This window comes from Photobacterium sp. S4TG1 (assembly GCF_036040035.1).
Taxonomy (GTDB): domain Bacteria; phylum Pseudomonadota; class Gammaproteobacteria; order Enterobacterales; family Vibrionaceae; genus Photobacterium.
This window is the reverse complement of the sequence record NZ_JAYXUH010000023.1, coordinates 24,174-44,785: the sequence shown is the minus strand read 5'-3', so window position 1 is coordinate 44,785 and position 20,612 is coordinate 24,174. Positions and strand designations below refer to the sequence as shown.

Annotated in this window: 14 protein-coding genes and 1 pseudogene; 8 read left to right on the top strand and 7 right to left on the bottom strand. The window is 37.8% G+C overall.

All coding sequences use genetic code 11. The features are described 5' to 3' along the window. Positions 1-108: 108 nt before the first annotated feature. Together rho and trxA are read right to left on the bottom strand one after the other, a co-directional pair. Entirely contained in the window at positions 109-1,374 is a 1,266-nt protein-coding gene (gene rho / locus VXS03_RS18775; protein ID WP_080159272.1) for a transcription termination factor Rho, read from the bottom strand. Positions 1,375-1,572: 198 nt separating this feature from the next. Further along, positions 1,573-1,899, bottom strand: coding sequence for a thioredoxin TrxA (gene trxA, locus VXS03_RS18770; protein ID WP_036789189.1), 327 nt, complete (start codon positions 1,897-1,899; stop codon positions 1,573-1,575). Positions 1,900-2,011: 112 nt separating this feature from the next. On the opposite strand from trxA, the gene rhlB reads away from it, so the two are divergent. Together rhlB and gppA are read left to right on the top strand one after the other, a co-directional pair. Next, entirely contained in the window at positions 2,012-3,322 is a 1,311-nt protein-coding gene (rhlB, locus tag VXS03_RS18765; protein WP_327765364.1) for an ATP-dependent RNA helicase RhlB, read from the top strand. 19 nt (positions 3,323-3,341) lie between these two features. After that, a complete protein-coding gene (gene gppA / locus VXS03_RS18760) occupies positions 3,342-4,832 on the top strand; it encodes a guanosine-5'-triphosphate,3'-diphosphate diphosphatase (RefSeq protein WP_327765363.1) in 1,491 nt (496 codons plus the stop codon). A 106-nt stretch (positions 4,833-4,938) separates the two neighbouring features. Here the strand turns inward: gppA and prlC are convergent, their stop codons facing one another. Next, complete coding sequence (prlC, locus tag VXS03_RS18755; protein ID WP_327765362.1) at positions 4,939-6,981, bottom strand: oligopeptidase A; 2,043 nt, start codon at positions 6,979-6,981, stop codon at positions 4,939-4,941. Between the two features lie 213 nt (positions 6,982-7,194). On the opposite strand from prlC, the gene VXS03_RS18750 reads away from it, so the two are divergent. From VXS03_RS18750 to VXS03_RS18740, 3 genes are all read left to right on the top strand, one after another. After that, the gene (locus VXS03_RS18750) at positions 7,195-8,034 is read left to right on the top strand and encodes a 23S rRNA (adenine(2030)-N(6))-methyltransferase RlmJ (protein ID WP_327765361.1); all 840 of its coding nucleotides are present in this window, start codon (positions 7,195-7,197) and stop codon (positions 8,032-8,034) included. Positions 8,035-8,231: 197 nt separating this feature from the next. After that, positions 8,232-9,590, top strand: coding sequence for a glutathione-disulfide reductase (gene gorA / locus VXS03_RS18745; RefSeq protein ID WP_327765360.1), 1,359 nt, complete (start codon positions 8,232-8,234; stop codon positions 9,588-9,590). 291 nt (positions 9,591-9,881) lie between these two features. Continuing rightward, positions 9,882-11,336 (top strand): EAL domain-containing protein, encoded by a 1,455-nt coding sequence (locus VXS03_RS18740; RefSeq protein ID WP_327765359.1) that lies wholly within the window; start codon positions 9,882-9,884, stop codon positions 11,334-11,336. Positions 11,337-11,407: 71 nt separating this feature from the next. On the opposite strand, the gene VXS03_RS18735 is transcribed toward VXS03_RS18740, so the two are convergent. From VXS03_RS18735 to VXS03_RS18725, 3 genes are all read right to left on the bottom strand, one after another. Continuing rightward, on the bottom strand, positions 11,408-12,352 hold the full coding sequence (locus tag VXS03_RS18735; protein WP_327765358.1) for a GGDEF domain-containing protein: 945 nt from the start codon (positions 12,350-12,352) through the stop codon (positions 11,408-11,410). Between the two features lie 312 nt (positions 12,353-12,664). Further along, positions 12,665-13,255: a hypothetical protein gene (locus tag VXS03_RS18730; RefSeq protein WP_327765357.1), complete on the bottom strand. Its 591-nt coding sequence runs from the start codon at positions 13,253-13,255 to the stop codon at positions 12,665-12,667. Between the two features lie 205 nt (positions 13,256-13,460). Continuing rightward, positions 13,461-13,853, bottom strand: coding sequence for a cupin domain-containing protein (locus tag VXS03_RS18725; RefSeq protein WP_327765356.1), 393 nt, complete (start codon positions 13,851-13,853; stop codon positions 13,461-13,463). A gap of 532 nt (positions 13,854-14,385) precedes the next feature. Between VXS03_RS18725 and VXS03_RS18720 the strand changes: the two genes are divergently transcribed. Together VXS03_RS18720 and VXS03_RS18715 are read left to right on the top strand one after the other, a co-directional pair. After that, entirely contained in the window at positions 14,386-15,750 is a 1,365-nt protein-coding gene (locus VXS03_RS18720; RefSeq protein WP_327765355.1) for a YjiH family protein, read from the top strand. A 237-nt stretch (positions 15,751-15,987) separates the two neighbouring features. Then, positions 15,988-18,093 (top strand): hypothetical protein, encoded by a 2,106-nt coding sequence (locus VXS03_RS18715; RefSeq protein WP_327765354.1) that lies wholly within the window; start codon positions 15,988-15,990, stop codon positions 18,091-18,093. Positions 18,094-18,159: 66 nt separating this feature from the next. Here VXS03_RS18715 and VXS03_RS18710 read toward each other — a convergent pair. Next, positions 18,160-18,327 (bottom strand): annotated as a pseudogene (locus VXS03_RS18710) (ABC transporter permease); the annotation flags it as partial. A gap of 309 nt (positions 18,328-18,636) precedes the next feature. Between VXS03_RS18710 and VXS03_RS18705 the strand changes: the two are divergent. Beyond that, positions 18,637-20,571, top strand: a complete 1,935-nt coding sequence (locus tag VXS03_RS18705; protein WP_327765353.1) for a hypothetical protein — start codon at positions 18,637-18,639, stop codon at positions 20,569-20,571. The last annotated feature ends 41 nt before the right edge of the window (positions 20,572-20,612 follow it).

Here is a 20,612-nt window from a genome sequence, read left to right as displayed (position 1 = left end):
AAAATTCTGTGGGTTAACCAAAACAAGCTAACCTTATGGTTTGAATTTTAGCCAAAAAAAAACGCCACATGAAAGTGACGTTTTTAATTCAATAACCGCTTAAATTACTTATGATTTTTGACGACGCATTGCGTCAAAGAACTCTTCATTTGTCTTGGTCATTGATAGTTTGTCGATCAAGAATTCCATGCTATCAGTTTCACTCATTGGGTGAACGATCTTACGCAGGATCCACATTTTCTGTAGTTCATCAGCTTTCGCCAATAGTTCTTCACGACGGGTACCTGAACGATTGATATCAATCGCAGGGAAAACACGTTTCTCAGCAATCTTGCGAGAAAGGTGAAGTTCCATGTTACCTGTACCTTTAAATTCTTCGTAAATAACTTCATCCATCTTAGAGCCAGTATCTACTAGCGCTGTTGCGATGATAGTTAAGCTACCGCCTTCTTCTACGTTACGTGCCGCACCAAAGAAACGCTTAGGACGGTGAAGGGCGTTGGCATCTACACCACCAGTTAATACTTTACCTGAAGAAGGAATAACGGTGTTGTAAGCACGTGCTAGACGCGTAATTGAGTCAAGAAGGATAACCACATCTTTCTTATGCTCGACTAGGCGTTTTGCTTTTTCGATAACCATTTCTGCCACTTGTACGTGACGAGATGCTGGTTCATCAAATGTTGATGCAATCACTTCGCCTTTAACAAGACGTTGCATCTCAGTTACTTCTTCCGGACGCTCATCGATAAGCAATACCATCAACACACACTCAGGGTGGTTGTAAGAAATACTTTGAGCGATATTTTGCAGTAACATTGTTTTACCCGCTTTTGGCGGAGCAACAATCAGACCACGTTGGCCTTTACCGATAGGAGAAGCTAAATCTAGAACACGCGCTGTAATATCTTCTGTTGAACCATTACCACGTTCCATACGCATACGATCGTTTGCGTGCAGTGGAGTTAGGTTTTCAAAAAGGATTTTATTGCGGGCGTTGTCGGGTTTGTCGTAGTTTACTTCGTTTACTTTTAGTAGCGCGAAGTAACGTTCACCGTCTTTAGGTGGACGAATCTTTCCAGCTATGGTGTCGCCAGTACGAAGATTAAAACGACGAATTTGGCTTGGTGATACATAAATATCATCAGGGCCTGCAAGGTAAGAACTGTCTGCGCTACGCAGAAAGCCGAAGCCGTCTTGCAAAATCTCTAGAACACCGTCGCCAAAAATATCCTCACCACTTTTAGCATGTTGCTTAAGAATGGAGAAGATGATGTCCTGCTTACGTAGGCGGGCCAGGTTTTCCAATCCTAAACTTTCGCTAAGTGATACCAACTTAGGGATAGGTTGGCTCTTGAGTTCTGTAAGATTCATAGTGGTGGGTTTCTTGTCTGTCAAAATCGGGGTTCTATATTAGTTGAGATAAGGATGACCAATAGGGCCTGGTCAAGAAATGAACGGAAATGTAATTTCTGTGCGTTACGTTAACACTAAACGTTCTATCAGTCTAGCATAGTCGCTAGACAAACCATGCACAACTTAGAAATTGTGCATGGCTCGCAATTATGTCACTTATAAGTTCGCGTCAAGGAACTCTTTCAGCTGTGTTTTTGACAACGCGCCGACTTTAGTTGCTGCTACTGCACCATCTTTGAACAGTAATAACGTTGGAATACCACGAATACCAAACTTTGGCGGTGTCGCCGCATTTTGGTCGATATTTAATTTACCAATCGTTAATTTACCTTCGTATTCATCAGCGATTTCGTCAAGAATAGGGGCAATCATTTTACAAGGTCCACACCATTCAGCCCAGAAATCAACCAGTACAGGACCCGCAGCATTGACAACATCAGTATCAAAACTTTCATCGGTAAGCTGCACAATCTTATCGCTCATCTTCCACTCCAACAGTGATTTTGTTAGCTGATATTGAATTAACCAGCAAATCGTTATCCTATTTGAATGGAATACGTTTCGTATTGCAACCCTAAGCTGATATTCTATAGCAATGAAGACGACACATATCACAGAGCAGAAATTTGCCGAACTAGGGTTAAACCCCCTAGTACTAAAAGGATTGGAAGAGAAAGGGTTTCATAATTGTACCCCGATCCAGGCCTTGGCATTGCCAGTTGTGCTCACTGGCCATGATATCGCGGGACAGGCTCAAACAGGTACGGGTAAGACCCTTGCCTTTCTGACCGCTACTTTTAACCATCTATTGGAGACACCTGCACCAGCAGAGCGTAAAACCAACCAACCGCGAGCGATCATTATGGCGCCAACGCGTGAGTTGGCGATCCAAATTTTCAATGATGCTTCATCGCTATTAGCAAGTACCGGCTTAAAAGCTGGTCTAGCTTACGGTGGTGAACCTTATGAAAAACAAAAACAAGTGTTTGACGAAGGCGTTGATATTTTAATCGGTACTTGTGGCCGTATTATCGACTTCTACAAGCAGCGTGTTATCGACCTTGCTAGCATTCAAGTGGTGGTATTGGATGAAGCCGATCGTATGTTCGATTTAGGTTTTATTAAAGATATCCGTTTCTTGTTCCGTCGTATGCCTGAGCCGAAAGCACGTTTAAACATGCTATTTTCAGCGACGTTATCATACCGTGTTAAAGAACTTGCATTTGAGCACATGAATAGCCCAGAAAGTGTTGTAGTTGAACCTGAGCAAAAAACAGGTCACCGCATTAAAGAAGAGTTATTCTATCCATCAAACCAAGAAAAAATGCGTTTATTACAAACGTTAATTGAAGAAGAATGGCCTGATCGTGCGATTATTTTTGCCAACACTAAACATCGCTGTGAAGATGTTTGGGGTCATTTAGCCGCTGATGGTCATCGCGTAGGTCTACTTAACGGTGATGTACCACAGAAAAAACGTGAACGTATTCTAGAAGAATTTACCAAAGGTGATATTGATATCCTAGTAGCAACGGATGTCGCTGCTCGTGGTCTGCATATTCCAATGGTTACCCACGTATTTAACTTTGACCTTCCAGATGACGCAGAAGACTATGTTCACCGTATCGGTCGTACTGGTCGTGCTGGTGAAAGTGGTCATTCAATCAGCTTTGCTTGTGAAGAATACGCGATTAACTTGCCTGCAATCGAGACCTACATCGAGCATGGTATTCCACAATCAAAATATGACTCCGATGCTCTTTTAGATGATTTACCTGCGCCGATTCGCTTACAGCGTACTCCTCGCCAAGGTGGTCGTCGTAATAACCAGCGTCAAGGTCAAGGCCAGGGGCAATCTCGTCAGCGTAATAATCGCCGTCGTCCGCCACAAAACAAACCAGCATAAAATAAGTTAAAGTATCTCTATGGAAAGAAATTCAGTATCACCGCTTTATGCAGCGATTGATTTAGGCTCGAACAGCTTTCATATGTGGGTTGTTCGTGAAGTCAATGGCAGTGTTCAAACACTGGCTAAAATTAAACGAAAAGTTCGTTTAGCTGCAGGTTTGAATAATCAAAACGAACTCAGCCAAGACGCCATTCAGCGGGGTCTTGACTGTTTGGCCATCTTTGCCGAACGTTTGCAGGACATCAAACCTGATCATATTCGCATTGTCGGTACTGCCGCCTTGCGTACAGCGGTCAATGCTAACGAATTTCTTTCCCAAGCTCACAGTATACTTGGGTATCCTGTGAGTGTGATTGCGGGTGAAGAAGAAGCACGCATTATCTATCAAGGGGTCGCACATACCTCTGGGGGCAGCGATAAACGCCTGGTGGTCGATATTGGCGGCGCCAGTACCGAAGTCATTATTGGTGAAGGTTTTGATGCCAGTGCTCTCACAAGCCTAAAAATTGGTTGTGTCACTTGGCTAGAGCGCTACTTTAAAGATCGCTACCTAACCTCAGTTAACTTTGATGCTGCCATTAACGGCGCAAAAGAAGCGATTGAAACCATAATTGAACGCTACACGCACCAAGGCTGGGAAACCTGTGTTGGCGCCAGTGGTACCGTGCAAGCACTGCAAGAAATAATGCTAGCACAAGGCATGGATGAAATTATCACCCTGCCAAAACTGAAACGCCTTCAGCGCCAAGCAATGCAATATGAACGTTTAGAAGACCTTGATATTGAAGGTTTAACATTAGAACGTGCGCTGGTTTTCCCAAGTGGATTATCAATCCTAATTGCGCTATTTGAATCATTACAGATTGAATCAATGACCCTTGCTGGCGGTGCGCTACGTGAAGGATTGGTTTACGAAATGATGGATCAAATGCGTCACCATGATGTGTGCTCGCGTACGATCAGCAGCATGCAGCAGCGGTTTCAATTAGATCATACCCATGCCGATAATGTTAGCGATATGGCATTGGCGTTATTAGCTCAATGTCCTAACTGGCAATTAGAGCCACCTGCTGAAAATTTACTTCAAGCAGCAGCCAAATTACATGAGATTGGCGCTAGCATTGAATTTAAAAAAAGTGGGGAACATGCAGCTTACTTAATTAAGCACATGGATTTACCTGGCTTTACTCGTGCCCAAAAAAATCTCATAGCTGAATTACTGCGTCGTCACAACGGCCCATTAACCAGCTTACCAGAGCAATATGCGCTATCGGCACCCAGTGCAGCCCGTTTATTACGCTTACTACGACTAGCGATTATTTTATGTCATCGTCGCGATCAAACTTGTTTACCTCCGTTTAGCTTACGCATGGAAGAGAACAAACTGACATTACTATTATCGGCAAAATGGCTTATCAATAACCCCTTAACCCGTAGTGAACTTACCCAAGAAGCCACCCGTCAAACTGATATGGGCTGGCCAATGGTAGTAACGGCACAAGACTAATAACATCAAACAATTAAGTTAAGTGGACACCCCTCTTAACGCTATGATCAAAAAAGGCTCCCCAAGGAGCCTTTTTTATTTGCTATCGTTTTATGATAAGCAAGCCTTAGCCTGTAATACCGCTATGACGCAGCATTGCATCTAATTGTGGCTCGCGGCCACGGAAGCGCTTAAACAGCTCCATAGGCTCTTCACTGCCGCCTTTTTCTAACACACAGGTTAGGAAGTCACGGCCAGTTTGAGTATTAAAAATACCTTCTTCTTCAAAACGAGAAAACGCATCAGCCGATAATAATTCTGCCCATAAGTAGCTGTAATACCCCGCACTATAGCCACCTGCAAAAATATGACTAAAGCTATGCGGGAATCGACCCCATTCAGGGCTTGGAACGACAGACACTTTATCTTTAACTTCAAATAACGTTGCTAGCACTTGTGCGCCAATTTCAGGATCGTAGTTAGTGTATAAACTAAAATCAAACAGACCAAATTCAAGCTGACGCAAAATAAACATCGCTGACTGGAAGTTTTTAGCCGCCAGCATTTTATCAAGCATCATCTTTGGTAATGGCTCACCCGTCTCATAATGACCAGAAATAAAAGCTAACGCCTCTTCCTGCCAACACCAGTTCTCAAGGAACTGACTTGGTAGTTCAACTGCATCCCACGGCACGCCATTAATACCAGACACTGCAGCTACATCAATTTGAGTCAGCATATGGTGAATGCCATGCCCAGTTTCATGGAACAAGGTCGTTACTTCGTTATGAGTAAACAGCGCAGGTTGATCGCCAACAGGACGATTAAAGTTACAGGTTAAATATGCCACTGGCGTTTGTAAGCTACCATCGATGCGAGTACGGCGAACCATGCACTCATCCATCCATGCGCCACCACGTTTGTGTTCACGGGCATATAAATCCAAATAGAAGCTACCGCGCAACGTGCCTTGAGCATCAAAGATGTCATAGAAAGTCACAGATTCATGCCACACTTCCACCCCGTGGCGCTGTTTTATCTCAAGCCCAAACACACGGTTTAACACTTCAAATAAACCCGCAACCACTTTTTGCTCTGGGAAATATGGGCGTAATTCTTCATCAGAAATACTGTAACGATGTTGCTTTAATTTTTCAGAATAAAAAGCAAAATCCCACGGTTCTAACTGCTCAATACCAAATTCATCACGAGCATAATCACGTAGTTTAGCGACTTCACGCTCACCTTGTGGCTTAGCACGATCAGCCAAATCATTTAAAAAGCCCAACACTTGATCGGTCGATTGTGCCATCTTAGTTGCCAGTGATTTCTCACCATAGTTACTAAAGCCCAATAAACGCGCCATTTCATGACTTAATTTTAGTTTTTCAGCAATGATATCAGTATTATCAAACTCACCCGCATTAGGACCACGATCTGACGCGCGAGTACTAAATGCTTGATACATTTCAGCCCGTAGCTCACGGTTCTCACAATAAGTCATCACCGGCAAATACGATGGAATATCAAGCGTAAATAAGTAACCTTGCTCACCTTTAGCTTCTGCATTCGCTTGTGCCGCTTGCAATGCAGATTCAGGCAAGCCACGCAGTTGCTCAACATCAGTGATCACCTTGCTCCATGCCATAGTCGCATCTAGAACATTATTGCTAAAGGTTGAAGCAAGTTCAGACAAACGCTTACTGATATCACCAAAACGTTGTTGTTGCTCAGTTGGTAACCCAATACCTGACAGTTCAAAAGCTTTTAGGGCATCTGTCACCGCTTTTTGTTGAGCTTGACTTAAATCAGCGAAATCATCGCTGTCTCTAATCATCTTATATGCATCATAAAGGCCTTTATGCTGTCCAACCCACGTCGCATAATCAGATAATAACGGTAGGCAACTTTCATATGCTTGGCGCAATTCAGGGCTATTTTTAACCCCATTAAGATGCCCTACTGGTGACCAAATGCGCCCTAGACGATCATCTAATTCGGCCAATGGACGACAAATCGTTTCCCATGTTGGCATTTGAAATTGAGACAGTACGGATTCAACGTTATTTCGACAGTCAGTGATCGCTTGTTCAACCGCAGGTTTAATGTGCTCAGGTTTAATATGAGCAAATGGAGGCAAATCAGTCATTGTCAATAATGGGTTAGACATACGTTTTTCCTTTATTTTTATCTTCTTATTAACATGCGCCCGCGATAGATAAATTTCAATCCCTTGTTCGGTTTAGCGTCTAAAAAGGCCGAAATAGCGCAGTTCCTCAATCTTGAGAATAGCAAAGGTTGGCACCATAGTTGGATATTGCTGAATAATTGACGATAATAGCCACTAGCACCCCTGCTTTAGATACCGATAGAGACTAATTTCATGCTGAGTTATCGCCACAGCTTTCACGCTGGCAACCACGCAGATGTGGTTAAACACATTGTTCAAAGCCTAATTCTGGATGCACTCAAGCAAAAAGATAAACCGTTCGTGTATCACGATACTCACTCAGGTGTTGGTCGTTACGATCTGCAAGATGAACGCAGCGAAAAAACCGGTGAGTTTAAGCAAGGTATCGCCCGTATTTGGTCTCGCGATGATATTCCGACCGAAATTACTGCGTATATCGATGCAATTAAAGCTCTTAATGACAGCGATGAGTTACGTTACTACCCAGGCTCCCCCAAGGTGGCGCGCGCACAAATTCGTGACCAAGACCGCATGGTATTAACCGAGTTACACCCGAGCGATTTTCCATTATTGCTGCAAGAGTTTCGTGGTGATCGTCGCGTTAAAATGTACCAAGAAGATGGCTTCGCACGTTTAAAAGCGAGCTTACCGCCTAAAGAACGCCGAGGCGTGGTGTTGATTGATCCTCCTTATGAACTGAAACACGAATACCAAGATGTAGTGAAAGCGATCAAGCAAAGCCATAAACGTTGGGCAACAGGTACTTATGCAATTTGGTACCCAGTGGTTTACCGTGAAACAATTGATAACATGCTTCAAGGTCTAAAAGATTTAGACATTCGCAATATTCTGCAAATTGAGTTGGGCGTAGAACCAGACACTGAAGAACGTGGCATGACAGCCTCTGGCATGATTGTTATCAATCCACCATGGAAATTAGCTCACCAAATGGAGCAAATCCTGCCGTGGTTACAACAAGCTATTGCTCCAAATCATGGCCATCATAAAATTGAGTGGATTGTACCTGAGTAAATATCACCAATAATATTTTTACTAAAAAAGCAGCTACATTACGGTGTAGCTGCCACATTCCACACGTTACAATCATCATTTTCGATGGTAAAACATTTTACTAATCGATTTTTCCGATTTTAAATCCTCGTCACTCAGCCCAATCTTGATTACACTAGGTGACAATGAATATTCATAACATCTATTGGAGTAAAGTCATGGCAAAGCATTTTGATTACATCTGTATCGGTGGTGGTAGCGGCGGTATTGCATCAGCAAACCGTGCTGCAATGTATGGTGCTAAAGTTGCAATAATTGAAGCAAAAGCCCTTGGTGGCACCTGCGTTAACGTCGGTTGTGTACCCAAAAAAGTAATGTGGCACGGCGCTCAAATCGCTGAAGCTATCCATCTTTATGCTAAAGACTATGGCTTTAATGTTGATGTGAAAGATTTCAACTGGGCCAAACTGGTTGAAAACCGTGAAGCTTACATCAGCCGCATTCACACTTCATATGACAATGTACTTGGCAATAATAACGTTGAAGTCATCAATGGTTTTGCCACATTTGTTGATGCTAAAACTATTGCTGTTAACGGTGAGCACTACACTGCCGATCATATTTTGATTGCAGTCGGTGGTGAGCCAACGATCCCTAATGTACCAGGTGCAGAACTGGGTATCGACTCAAACGGTTTCTTTGAATTAACGGCACAACCAAAACGTACTGCAATTGTGGGTGCGGGTTATATCGCTGTTGAAATCGCAGGTGTATTAAGTGCACTAGGTACAGATACTCACCTATTTGTTCGTAAACAATCGCCACTACGTAGTTTTGATCCAATGATTGTCGACACTTTAGTTGAAGTTATGGCTGCTGAAGGTCCAACCCTGCACACCCACTCAATTCCTAAAGAAGTGATCAAAGAAGCTGATGGTTCAATCACGCTGCATTTTGAAAATGACGAATCACATAACACCGATTTATTGATTTGGGCGATTGGTCGTCATCCAACCACAAACAAAATCAACCTGGAAGCAACAGGGGTTGAAACCAATGAGCGTGGCTACATCAAGGTTGATCAATACCAAGCAACCAATATTGAAGGTATTTACTGTGTTGGCGACATCATGGAAGGCGGTATCGAACTAACGCCGATTGCAGTTAAAGCCGGCCGTCAATTATCTGAGCGTCTGTTTAACAACAAACCAGAAGCCAAGATGGATTACAAACTGGTACCAACAGTGGTATTTAGCCATCCACCAATCGGCACTATTGGTCTAACAACACAAGAAGCCATTGATCAATACGGTGAGGATAATGTAAAAGTCTATCAATCAGGCTTTACTGCAATGTACACCGCGGTCACAACCCACCGCCAGCCATGTAAAATGAAGCTTGTTTGTGCTGGTGATGATGAAAAAGTCGTTGGTCTACACGGTATTGGCTATACCGTTGATGAAATGATTCAAGGCTTTGGTGTCGCGATGAAGATGGGCGCAACTAAAGCTGATTTTGATAGTGTTGTGGCTATCCACCCAACAGGTTCGGAAGAATTTGTTACCATGAGGGGTTAGTAATACTATAAAATGTAGTCAACATCCATGGTTTAAACTAGGCTGGTTATTTCAATATTGATTGCCAGCTTTTTTATTCTATACATTTATATTAAAACAACAAATCTATAACTTAATTAAAAATCAACCATAGATTATATAAATTTCAATACTGACTTTATTTCATTTGAAATAAAAATTTGTAACAACAATGCACTTGTGGTAAATATACCCACAAAATTAGATCCAATAATAGTTATAAATATAAATGATTTTTTATTTAAGAATGTTATATAAATGTAGAATTAAAAGATGAAATTGAAAAAACTATTTCCATTTATGATCGCTATTTTATTAAGCGTTTTATTATCTTTATTAATAAGCCATGTAACTATTCGTTATATAGAACAGAAACAAATAGCGACAATTGAAACATTATTAGACAATGTCATATATAAACCACAACAACACATCGAGCATCTAGATAACTTACAAACTAATAATAATGAAGAAAACAAAAGAATTTTAGATTTAATTGATAAAAAACATCCAGAAATAATGGGAATATCATACATAAAAAATGGCAAATATTATTATGGGAATAATGGAAGCATTAGTAATAATGTACCTAATTATATAAAAGAAGTAATAAATAAAAATATTCCTGTCAAATTCTTTACTGACCCATACAATAAAAATAATTTAATTTATATATTCAAATATGATAATGGCTATTATATTATAAATTTCTATTCTAAATTATTAAATGATTTTAGTCATAATGCAATAACAAATTATCAAGTTAAAGATCATAATGACAAATCATCTACCTCCTACTTATACTATAGTTTAACTAACAATGTAAAACACTTACATTTAATGATTACTAGCGGGTTGAAATTTAATAAATTTATTGCATTACTATTTAGTAGTTTTATTATGTCATTACTATTTATATATATGGTTTCATTTATATTAACTACATACTTTGATAGTAAAAGAGTTTTAAATAGAAAAATGAAAAAAGCGGTAACCAACAATGAGTTCATACCTTTTTATCAATCTATATACTCTAAAAAACAAAATAAATTTATTGCTGCAGAAGTATTATGCCGATGGTACTCAAATGGTATAATTATTCCTCCATCAGAATTCATTGCCGATCTAGAAAAAACAGATGAAATAAAAGAAGTAACTTTTAGCTTAATCAAAAAATCATTTGATACTATAAAAAGAGCGAATATCAATAAAGATTTCATGCTAAGTTTCAACTTTACCGTCACTATGCTTCTTGATAAAGATTTCATGAAAAAAATTATTCATTTTATCAAGGAAAATCCAATGATAAAAAATCGCATTATCATTGAGCTAACTGAAAGTGAAAATAATTTCATCTATTTAAATGAAATAAAAGAAGTAATGTATCAACTAAAAAAAGAATCAGTATTACTCTCTATTGATGATGTAGGTACTGGGTATTCAAATTTGATAACAATACAAGAATTACCTTTTGATATAATGAAAATAGATAGATGTTTCATATCAGATAACTTTGCAGTTTCACAAAGTAATATGCTTGAAACATTGGCAATTTTAGGTGATTCATTAAATTTAATGATTGTTGCAGAAGGTATTGAAACAGCCGCAGAGTTAAATAAAATAAATCGATTAAATATTGATTTATGCCAAGGGTTTTACTACTCAATACCTTGTAATTCAAGTGAATTCACACATAGAACAATCAGTGAGCCACACTTATATAACTAATAATATTCATAGTAAGATGTATATTATACATCTTACTATATTGCTATCTCTAATCAAAATATATAACTCATTTATTCCCATTCAAATCTATTTCTATTATTCCCTTTAGCTTTATATAAGGCTTTATCTGCTCGCTGCAATCCTATCTTATTTGATTCAAATGGAAATTTACATGCTATACCAATACTTAGAGTCATATGATATTCATCTTTAACCATAATGTTTTTTATTTCATTTAAAAGGTATTCAGCAAAGATAATAGCTTTTTGTTTATCATTACTAATTATAAATGCTGCAAACTCATCTCCACCCAATCTAGCAGAAAAAATATTACTATTTTTATAATTTAATAAAACCATACCAAAACTATGTAAAATTCTATCACCTTCTTCATGCCCATATTTATCATTTATTTTTTTAAAATTATCAATATCAATCATAATAAATAAAAGCATCTTATTTTCATATTTTCTGAGCTCTTCTTGGAAATATCTACGATTAGGAAGTTCAGTTAAGTCATCAATTGTGGCAAGCAACTTAAAATAATCACATCTTTTATTGGTTTTTTTTATTGAAATAAAAACGCCAATTAATAAAAGTAATATACCAATAGTCTTAAATATATTATACACCCATAATGAAAACCACCCTGGTAATATATTAACATCATTATATAGGCTGAAAAATAAAGATCCCCCCCACAAAAAAACACCACAGCTCAATATTATGTATGCATCTTTAACCAATATTTTACCCCATTGAAGTAAAATAAAAGAAACCAAAATGAACAATAAATTAAAAGTATCAAATAAAAACTTATAAAAAATATTATTTTCATGAGGAATAGATATCTTAGAAAAGAAGATTATACTGATACAGGAACTAAAAAAAACACATAAAAATAATGTAATAATAAAGGTTTTCTTTATCTTATTAGACTCATTATATTTCTTTTTATGCTTCTTTAGCAATTGCTTCAAACTAAACATCTTTTTAAAACATCCTTTATATTGCACAGCGATCCTAAAATGTATTACCCAATAATATATTATATCAAAAAATCATATGAAACACAGTTAACATTGGTAACTTAATTTCCATGTTTTTATTAATAGATAAAAATACGGTATTAACGTAGAGATAACCCTTACGTGAGAATTGGTTGTTTTATAAACAGCTGAATATCTCAAATATAAAAAAACCTAGCAATGGCTAGGTTCGTTTATTTAAAAAGACTTTTTTAGTATGAATTTTAGGCTTTACTGAATAGTATTAACTTCAAAACTATATCTTTATTTTATCTAATCTCTAACATCAAAAATGATAGCTTAATGATGGTGATACCCATCATCATGGCGATGACCACAACTGCAGCTTGGCGCAATTACCGTCTGAATTGGTGTTAAAGTGATTTTTTCTAATAACTCTTCAGTACTAACCGTATTCAATAGATGCATGTTTTCTGCATTAACGGCCATTGGATCTTCAATCGCACGTTGAATCGTCATTACTTCAATAATTTGTTGGGTAACCGCTTCAGGTAATGATAATTCACGGATCACTTTAAGCTCATTATTGTTGGTATCTAACGCCATCATCGATAAAGCTAATGTTGATGTTGTTGGCTGTTGAAAATACTCATTTGGAATAGCTGCAGCATTAAATTGAATATCAAACGCAAGTTCAGCCAACTTAAATACCACCAAGCAACCACCATTTTCAGTTTTCATTAAACCAAATTCTGCGGTCGCTTCTGCCATCATTTGCTGCTCTTCTGCTGTAATGCCCGTTAAACCAATAAAAACGATATTACTCATATCATTACGGAATATCTCAATCACTGCGCCATCACCAGCAACAAATGGGTGTTCATCAATGATCTGACCGACATGAAATTGCTGATTTGAATGTGCTGCCATGGTGTACCTCATCGTTATTTTAGCTCAATCATTTCAGTCTATACGAAATTAACAAGCCGTTATAATGTGATCTATTTTAACCATTACCTTCTGATTAACAATACTATGAAAATCAAAAACACTGTTACCAAATAGTAATGGTTAAACATCGATATCCATCAAAACAACCCCTAACAACATATTAGGGGTTAAATTTATACTATTTCTATTGTGCCGGAGCAAAATCAGCGGCAGCGGCTCGATGGGCTGTGTAGATAGCTTCACCATCACTCTCAGCATCAAAGATAACCCTAGCATCAGGACTAAATAAAATAACGTCACCAACTTCAGCAACATATTTAGTGCCGTCTTCATCACGAACAACAATTTTACCTTTGGTGATCACTTTATACTCAACAGAATCGTAAAAGTATTCAAATTCAACCCCTGGAGACATAGTGAAATGACCCATAGTTAATACGTTGTTGTTCGTGGTTACAGCAACCTCTGCCATATCACTTTTTAAACCTTCAACCTCAAGTAACTTACTGAGATCGTTTAATTTAAAAGAGCCTGATTTGATCAGTGTGATGCCTGGCTTCGTTGTTAATGTTGTCATTGGTAGAGCCTTATTTTTATAGTAAGACCAAAATCGATACTGTGATCTTATTGAGTACAGATAATCAATTTATTATTGGATTTGGATGTCACAAAAATTAATGGCAGTCGTATCTGAAATTATTGACTAAATTCAGCCGACTATTTATTTAACTGAGCATCATCTTTAGTGATGCTTTCTGGTGGAATCAAGTTTAACTGAACACTTAAAATCAACAATAGCTTAAAAATATAAAGACTATTACCATCCAGTAACAATTAACTCAAAATTATTATGCAACGTGATAAATACATCTTTTTGAAATAGTAAATCAATTCCACACACCTAAAGTCTAAACATAACCAGTCAGAATAAAAAATCTAAATAATCGCATAAATAACCATTTTTTTAGTTACTGACTATTCCATCTATTAGATAAAAACGGTAATCTTCGCTTTCTTATTTATGGAATAACAATGAATAGTTATTCTTACAAGACCTCGGGGATACCCCCATTAATTCGGCCGTTTCTACCAGTAGGTTATAGACAAATATGCATCAACAAGCAGTCGCTCCACCTAAGAATCTTAATAATTGGTTAATGTTTATCATTCCATCATTAATTGGCGTGTTTCTCTTTATGGCACCGATCAACTTTGACGGTGACATTACGATCCCTATCGCCGTATTAGCCAAAACAATCCAAAGCCATTTTGAAAATTCACTGACATCGATTGTTACTGGCGTGATCAGTTTTACTGCCATCATGTCTATTATTACTAAGCTCTTTAAGCCTGGGTTTATTACTCGTAACAGCTTTATCAATGGCTTACTAAACCCATCTTTAATGTGGTTTATTGTGCAACAGCTTGGCGCTATTTTTGCTGTAATGACCTACTTTAATATTGGTCCGGTGATGTTGCGTAACGATGCAACTGGCGGCTTAGTCTTAAATAATTTATTACCCGTTTTATTTTCAGTATTTATTTTTGCAGGTTTACTGCTGCCATTACTGCTTAATTTTGGCTTATTAGAATTCTTTGGCACTCTATTTACCCGTATCATGCGCCCTATTTTTGGCCTGCCGGGACGTTCATCTGTTAACTGTATTGCGTCGTGGTTAGGTGATGGTTCTGTTGGCGTATTACTGACCAGCAAGCAATATGAATCAGGTATGTACACTCAGCGTGAAGCCGCTGTTATTGGTACTACATTCTCTGCGGTATCCATCACTTTTAGTTTAGTTGTTATCGCTCAAGTTAATTTAGAGCATATGTTTGCCCCGTTTTACTTAACCGTATGTTTGGCAGGGTTAGTCGCCGCGATTATCGTGCCGCGCTTACCACCGTTATCACGTAAGAAAAATATCTATATTAATGGCACCACTGAATCATCACATGATGAAACTGTTCCTGAAGGCCATAACATTTTCTCTTATGGGCTTGAGCAAGCACTTAAAAAAGCAGCGGAAGTAAAAAGCTTACCCGCGATGGTGCTTGATGGTATTAAAAATGCAATTGATATGGTATTTGGTGTACTGCCCGTTGTAATGGCAATTGGTACTATGGCGTTAGTAATTGCAGAGAACACACCAATTTTTGATTACCTCGGAATGCCATTTATTCCATTTCTAGAATTACTGCATATTCCTGAAGCAGAAGCAGCATCAAAAACCATCGTGGTTGGATTTGCCGATATGTTCTTGCCATCGATTTTGGCATCAACCATTCAAAGTGACATGACTCGCTTTATCATTGCAGCGATGTCAGTTACTCAGCTAATTTACATGTCTGAAATTGGCGCGCTATTAATTGGTAGTAAAGTACCGGTTAAAGCATGGGAGTTATTTGTGATCTTTATTCTACGTACTTTAGTCACTCTGCCAGTAATTGCGCTAATGGCACATTTAATTTTCTAAATATAATAGTTAAATATCTAAAAAAGCGACCTTATGGTCGCTTTTTTTTGTTCATTTTCACACGCAGCATCCCGCCAAGGAATAACTAAAACGCCAATTATATAAGTGTGATCACAGTTCCAAAAGTTTTATATTCACCACAAGAATGAAAGCGCTTTTTAGCATTGTCATTATCTTAAATATCAATAAAATCATCGAGTTAAAATTTTATAAAAATACGTCATTAAGGGTTTATCAATGCAATTCAAGCTTTCTCTTCTAACCGGTTCTTTATTAGCAGCACTAGCCTTAACAGGTTGTGGCAATGATTCATCTTCAAGTGTTACGCCATCAGAAACATTTACCATTAAAGCTATTGATGGTTATTTAGTAAATGCCGAAGTAAAAGTTGATGCGGATGGTGACGCTAGCAATGGCTGTGAATTACCACTTGGAACCACAACTGCAGGCGGTGAATTTAACCTTCCAATTAAATATCAAAATAATCAAGTTTGTATTGCGGCAATTGAAGATAAAACCATTGATGAAGATCGCGGTATTGTAGCAACAGCGTTTGATCTTGCCGCACCTGCAGGCTCGTCTGTTGTTACTCCTATGACAAACCTTGTAGTAGAAGTAATGGCTGCAAATAATGAGCTAACAGCAGAAACAGCCCAAGCTGAAGTAATTAAAACTCTAACTGATAGCGGGTTAACAATTACTGCAGAACAAGCTTTTGGTGACTTTATTAAAGACCCATCAATTGAAGCTAAAAAAATTAGTATTATTGCTGAATCGTTAACAGACAATAATGATAAAACACTAGTGCAGCAGCTAGAAATCACCAGCAAAGTCACGAGCCAAATCAAAGATAAAGATGACAGCACTTTAGAAGACTTCTCACCAGAAATCACAATCACAGGTAATGAAGTAACGGTTAAACCAAACCATCGCCCAACTATCACAAAACCACTTAAAATTGCTGATGTAGAACTTAATGCAGTGATTACAGATATTGATTTAAACACCTATTTCAAGGATAAAGATAGCGACGCTTTAACATATGATATTAAGGTTAAAAACGCTAAAAATGAAACGATTGATTTAGATAATTTAGGTCTGACACAAACAAACAGTATCCTTTCTGGTACCGCTAAAATTGCTGGTATTTTTACTTTATACATCTCCGCAAATGACAGCAAAGTAAATAGTCACGCTCTAACATCAAGCTTAACAGTAACAACACCGAATACTGCACCAACAGTTAATAACGAAGTTGAAGCAACACTGCAACAGCAATTAAAAGATTTAATGCTAACGCAAGGTGAAAATATCACCAATGCAAATATTGCTATTACTGATTTATTTAATGATGTTGATGGTGATGAATTAACTATCACTGCAACAACAACTGATAATGGCATTGTTGCAAAAATTAATACCAACAATGAACTCGTGTTAACTGGCACACCAACCAAACAAGGTGAGCTAACATTAACTCTAACCGCTACAGATGGCATTAATGATCAAGCAGCTACAGCAACATTCGTCACAACGGTATTAGAAGCAATCACACCACCACCGCCAGAGGTAACTCACCCATTAGTAGGCAGAACATGGTATGTAATTGAAGAAGGCACGAATGGCGATCAATTCTCACAAACATGGTGTGATTCAGTTCGGTTTGATAACGGTTCTATCTACTTTAATGATCGAACCATTGCTAACCGTAATAAATGTTCAGATGCTGCAACTATCGGTGGTAGCTATGAAATAGTCGAGGGCACAATTGAAGTTCAATTTGACGATAGTGCGCTAGCATATAATGTTGTTTCAGACATGAATATTTCATTGCCAAATACACAGGTAGTCACGCTAACTGAAGGTGAAGATACAGAACGTTACACTTATTTTGAAAAGCAAAGTGATGCCGAAAAACGTTTAAATATCGCTTCTAATGGTGCTCCAGAAGTACGTGATATTCCAGCTATCCTTCCAGCAATGAATGAGGACCGTTATCAGCGTGCTATGTATAGCGTACAAATGTCTAATGATGGTCAAATGAATAAAGTGGCATTATGGTTAGATAGTGACACTGGATTTAGCTGTGATAACGCAAATGAATTCTATCGCAACTTTGTACTATCCTCGGCAACATTTAATGACTCAAATGGCATCCCTGGTATGTGTAATAACGTTACAGAAGATGAAATGACTAATGCCGTTATTAATTTTACCATTCCATCCGATTTTAAATTAGATGAAAACTATAGCCTTATCGGTTATGTAAATGATAGTGATAATGCGTTATTAGAACACATTAAGCTAAATCTAATTTGGAAAGGTGAAGCTAACCAAGAGTAATACCTTTACGTTCTAAAACAAAAGGCGACCATACGGTCGCCTTTTTACTATCTAAACATCAGCCTATTAGCCTTTATAAATCTTGGGATTAAACACATCCCGTAGCCAATCACCGAGCAAGTTAATCACTAACACTAACGTAATCAGTACAATGCCAGGAAAGGCGGTGATCCACCATGAACCTGAGAAAATATAATTAAAGCCAATACTGATCAGTGAGCCTAGCGATGGCTGATAAATAGAAGCACGTGCTGTTAGAGATCACAGCCAATACTCTACAGAGCCAATAAGAGCAATCATTATGATTAAAAATCATAACTGTACATCCGCAGTCCTATCAACATCTATTAGTAAGCAATTAATTTATATAATTATTATCATTACATCGATATAAATTGAACACATTTTAATACTACCAACACAACTCATTCACCCATGAAATATATAGCTTGATATAAATCAAATTTAGTATGCAATAGGTTTGTTTTATCTGCGGAAATATCTAAAATTCAACGCTTACATATATACTAAATAGGTATAAAAATGCAATTCAAGAAATCGATCCTCGCAACCGCACTTCTTTCAGTCTTGGCTCTTTCTGGTTGTAATAGTGGTAGTAGTAGTAGTAGTAGTAGTAGTGACACAACAACATCTACAACAGCAATTAATAGTAGCTTTCCTTATGTAAAAATGTGTCTAACAAGCAATCCTATTGCATGTGATAACGATGGCGTTATCACAAATAAAGATGGTATTGGTCAACTCGTTATTACTGAGCAAGATAAAGATAAAACTATTCTTGTCACAGCAGATAAACATACTTTTTCCGCGCCAGCGACATCAATATTTGTTACACCAATAACAACACTAGTTGTTAATGAAATGAAAGCAAACAAAAATATGACTGTTGCGGATGCTCAAGCGGCAATTAAAGAAAAATTTGCTGACTTCACGACTAAAAACCCTAAAATCGATATTTTTGGAAATTCAGCTCAAAGCGTGGTATTAAATAAAATTGTTAATGCGCTAGAAGATACATCAGTTAATTACAATAGTATTGATATTGCAGACTTAGTAAATAAAGCAATGGATGAATCAGAGACATCTACATCTGTGCCTGTAATTCAAAAAAATGGTTCAACTGAAAACATCGAACAACCGCAACTAAGTCAAGTTGCAAAAACAATCAAACCACAAACTTTAAAGATTGAAGATCAAATCCAACCCATTGGTCTTAAGACTCTATTTATCCTTGATGGTGATAACTCTGCATTAACATACGATGTAGAAGGTATGCCACAAAGTTTAACTAATAAAGACAATACAATTGAAGGTGCAATTACTCTAGCTGGGACATTCTCTATCAACGTTGTAGCTAATAATAACGGAGCTTTAAGTCAGCCAGTAATACTAAAATTTAAAGTTATTCCTATTGTACCTAATACACCACCAACAGTTATCAAAGCAGGACAAACAGAACTTCAAAATGATACTAATAGCTTGAAGCTAACCCAAGGTGAGTCGATCGGTGATGATGTGACTTATGCTATTTCCGATTTATTCAACGATGTTGATGGTGATCAATTAACAATTACTCCTACATTTAAATCTACAAAGACAAACACGAGCAACGGTATTACAGTAACAAGAAAAGGTGAGCAGCTTGTATTATCAGGCACACCAGCCAAAGCAGACGAAATGACGTTAACCATTTCAGCAAATGATGGTGTTAATAAACAAAGTGCAATAGCCACTATTAAATTGAAAGTTACCGCTGTTACGCCTAATGCTGTACCAACACTGATCAAAGACGGACAAACAGAACTTCAAAGTAATACTGATAGCTTACAGCTAACACAAGGTATGCCGATCGGAGATGATGTGACTTATGCTATTTCCGATTTATTCAACGATGCTGATGGTGATCAATTAACAATTACTCCTACATTTAAATCGACAAAGACAAATACGAGCAACGGTATTACTGTAACACAGCAAAATGGCGACCTGATCTTATCTGGCACACCAATCAATGCAGACGAAATGACGTTAACTATTTCAGCAAATGATGGTATCAATGCTCAAAGTGCGAAAGCGACTATTACGTTCAATATTGCTGAAGGTGTAAAACTAGAACCCGTTAAGCCAGTTACACCAAGCGGCGATTCATCAACTAACTGCAAAAATGGACACTGTATCATACCTATTTTTTTGGGCTCACATACTGATATTACATCATTAGTAATTGCTAAAAAGGATCCAAATGAACCTCTTACTGATGACGATTTATCTATTAGCAACAGCCAAATAATATATTCTAAGTTTGGTAGTTTAACTGGACAATATAAAGCTTTTGGTGCGTCAAAAAGCAATGAAAATGGGTCCTTTATGGGCTATTGCACGTCAGTTACTCTTAAAAACGGTGTGATTCAAGGGGGGATTGATTTCTCCCACAGCCAAGGGCAAATAGTAGATTAAATAACAAAGGCGACCACACGGTCGCCTTTATTCATTGATTC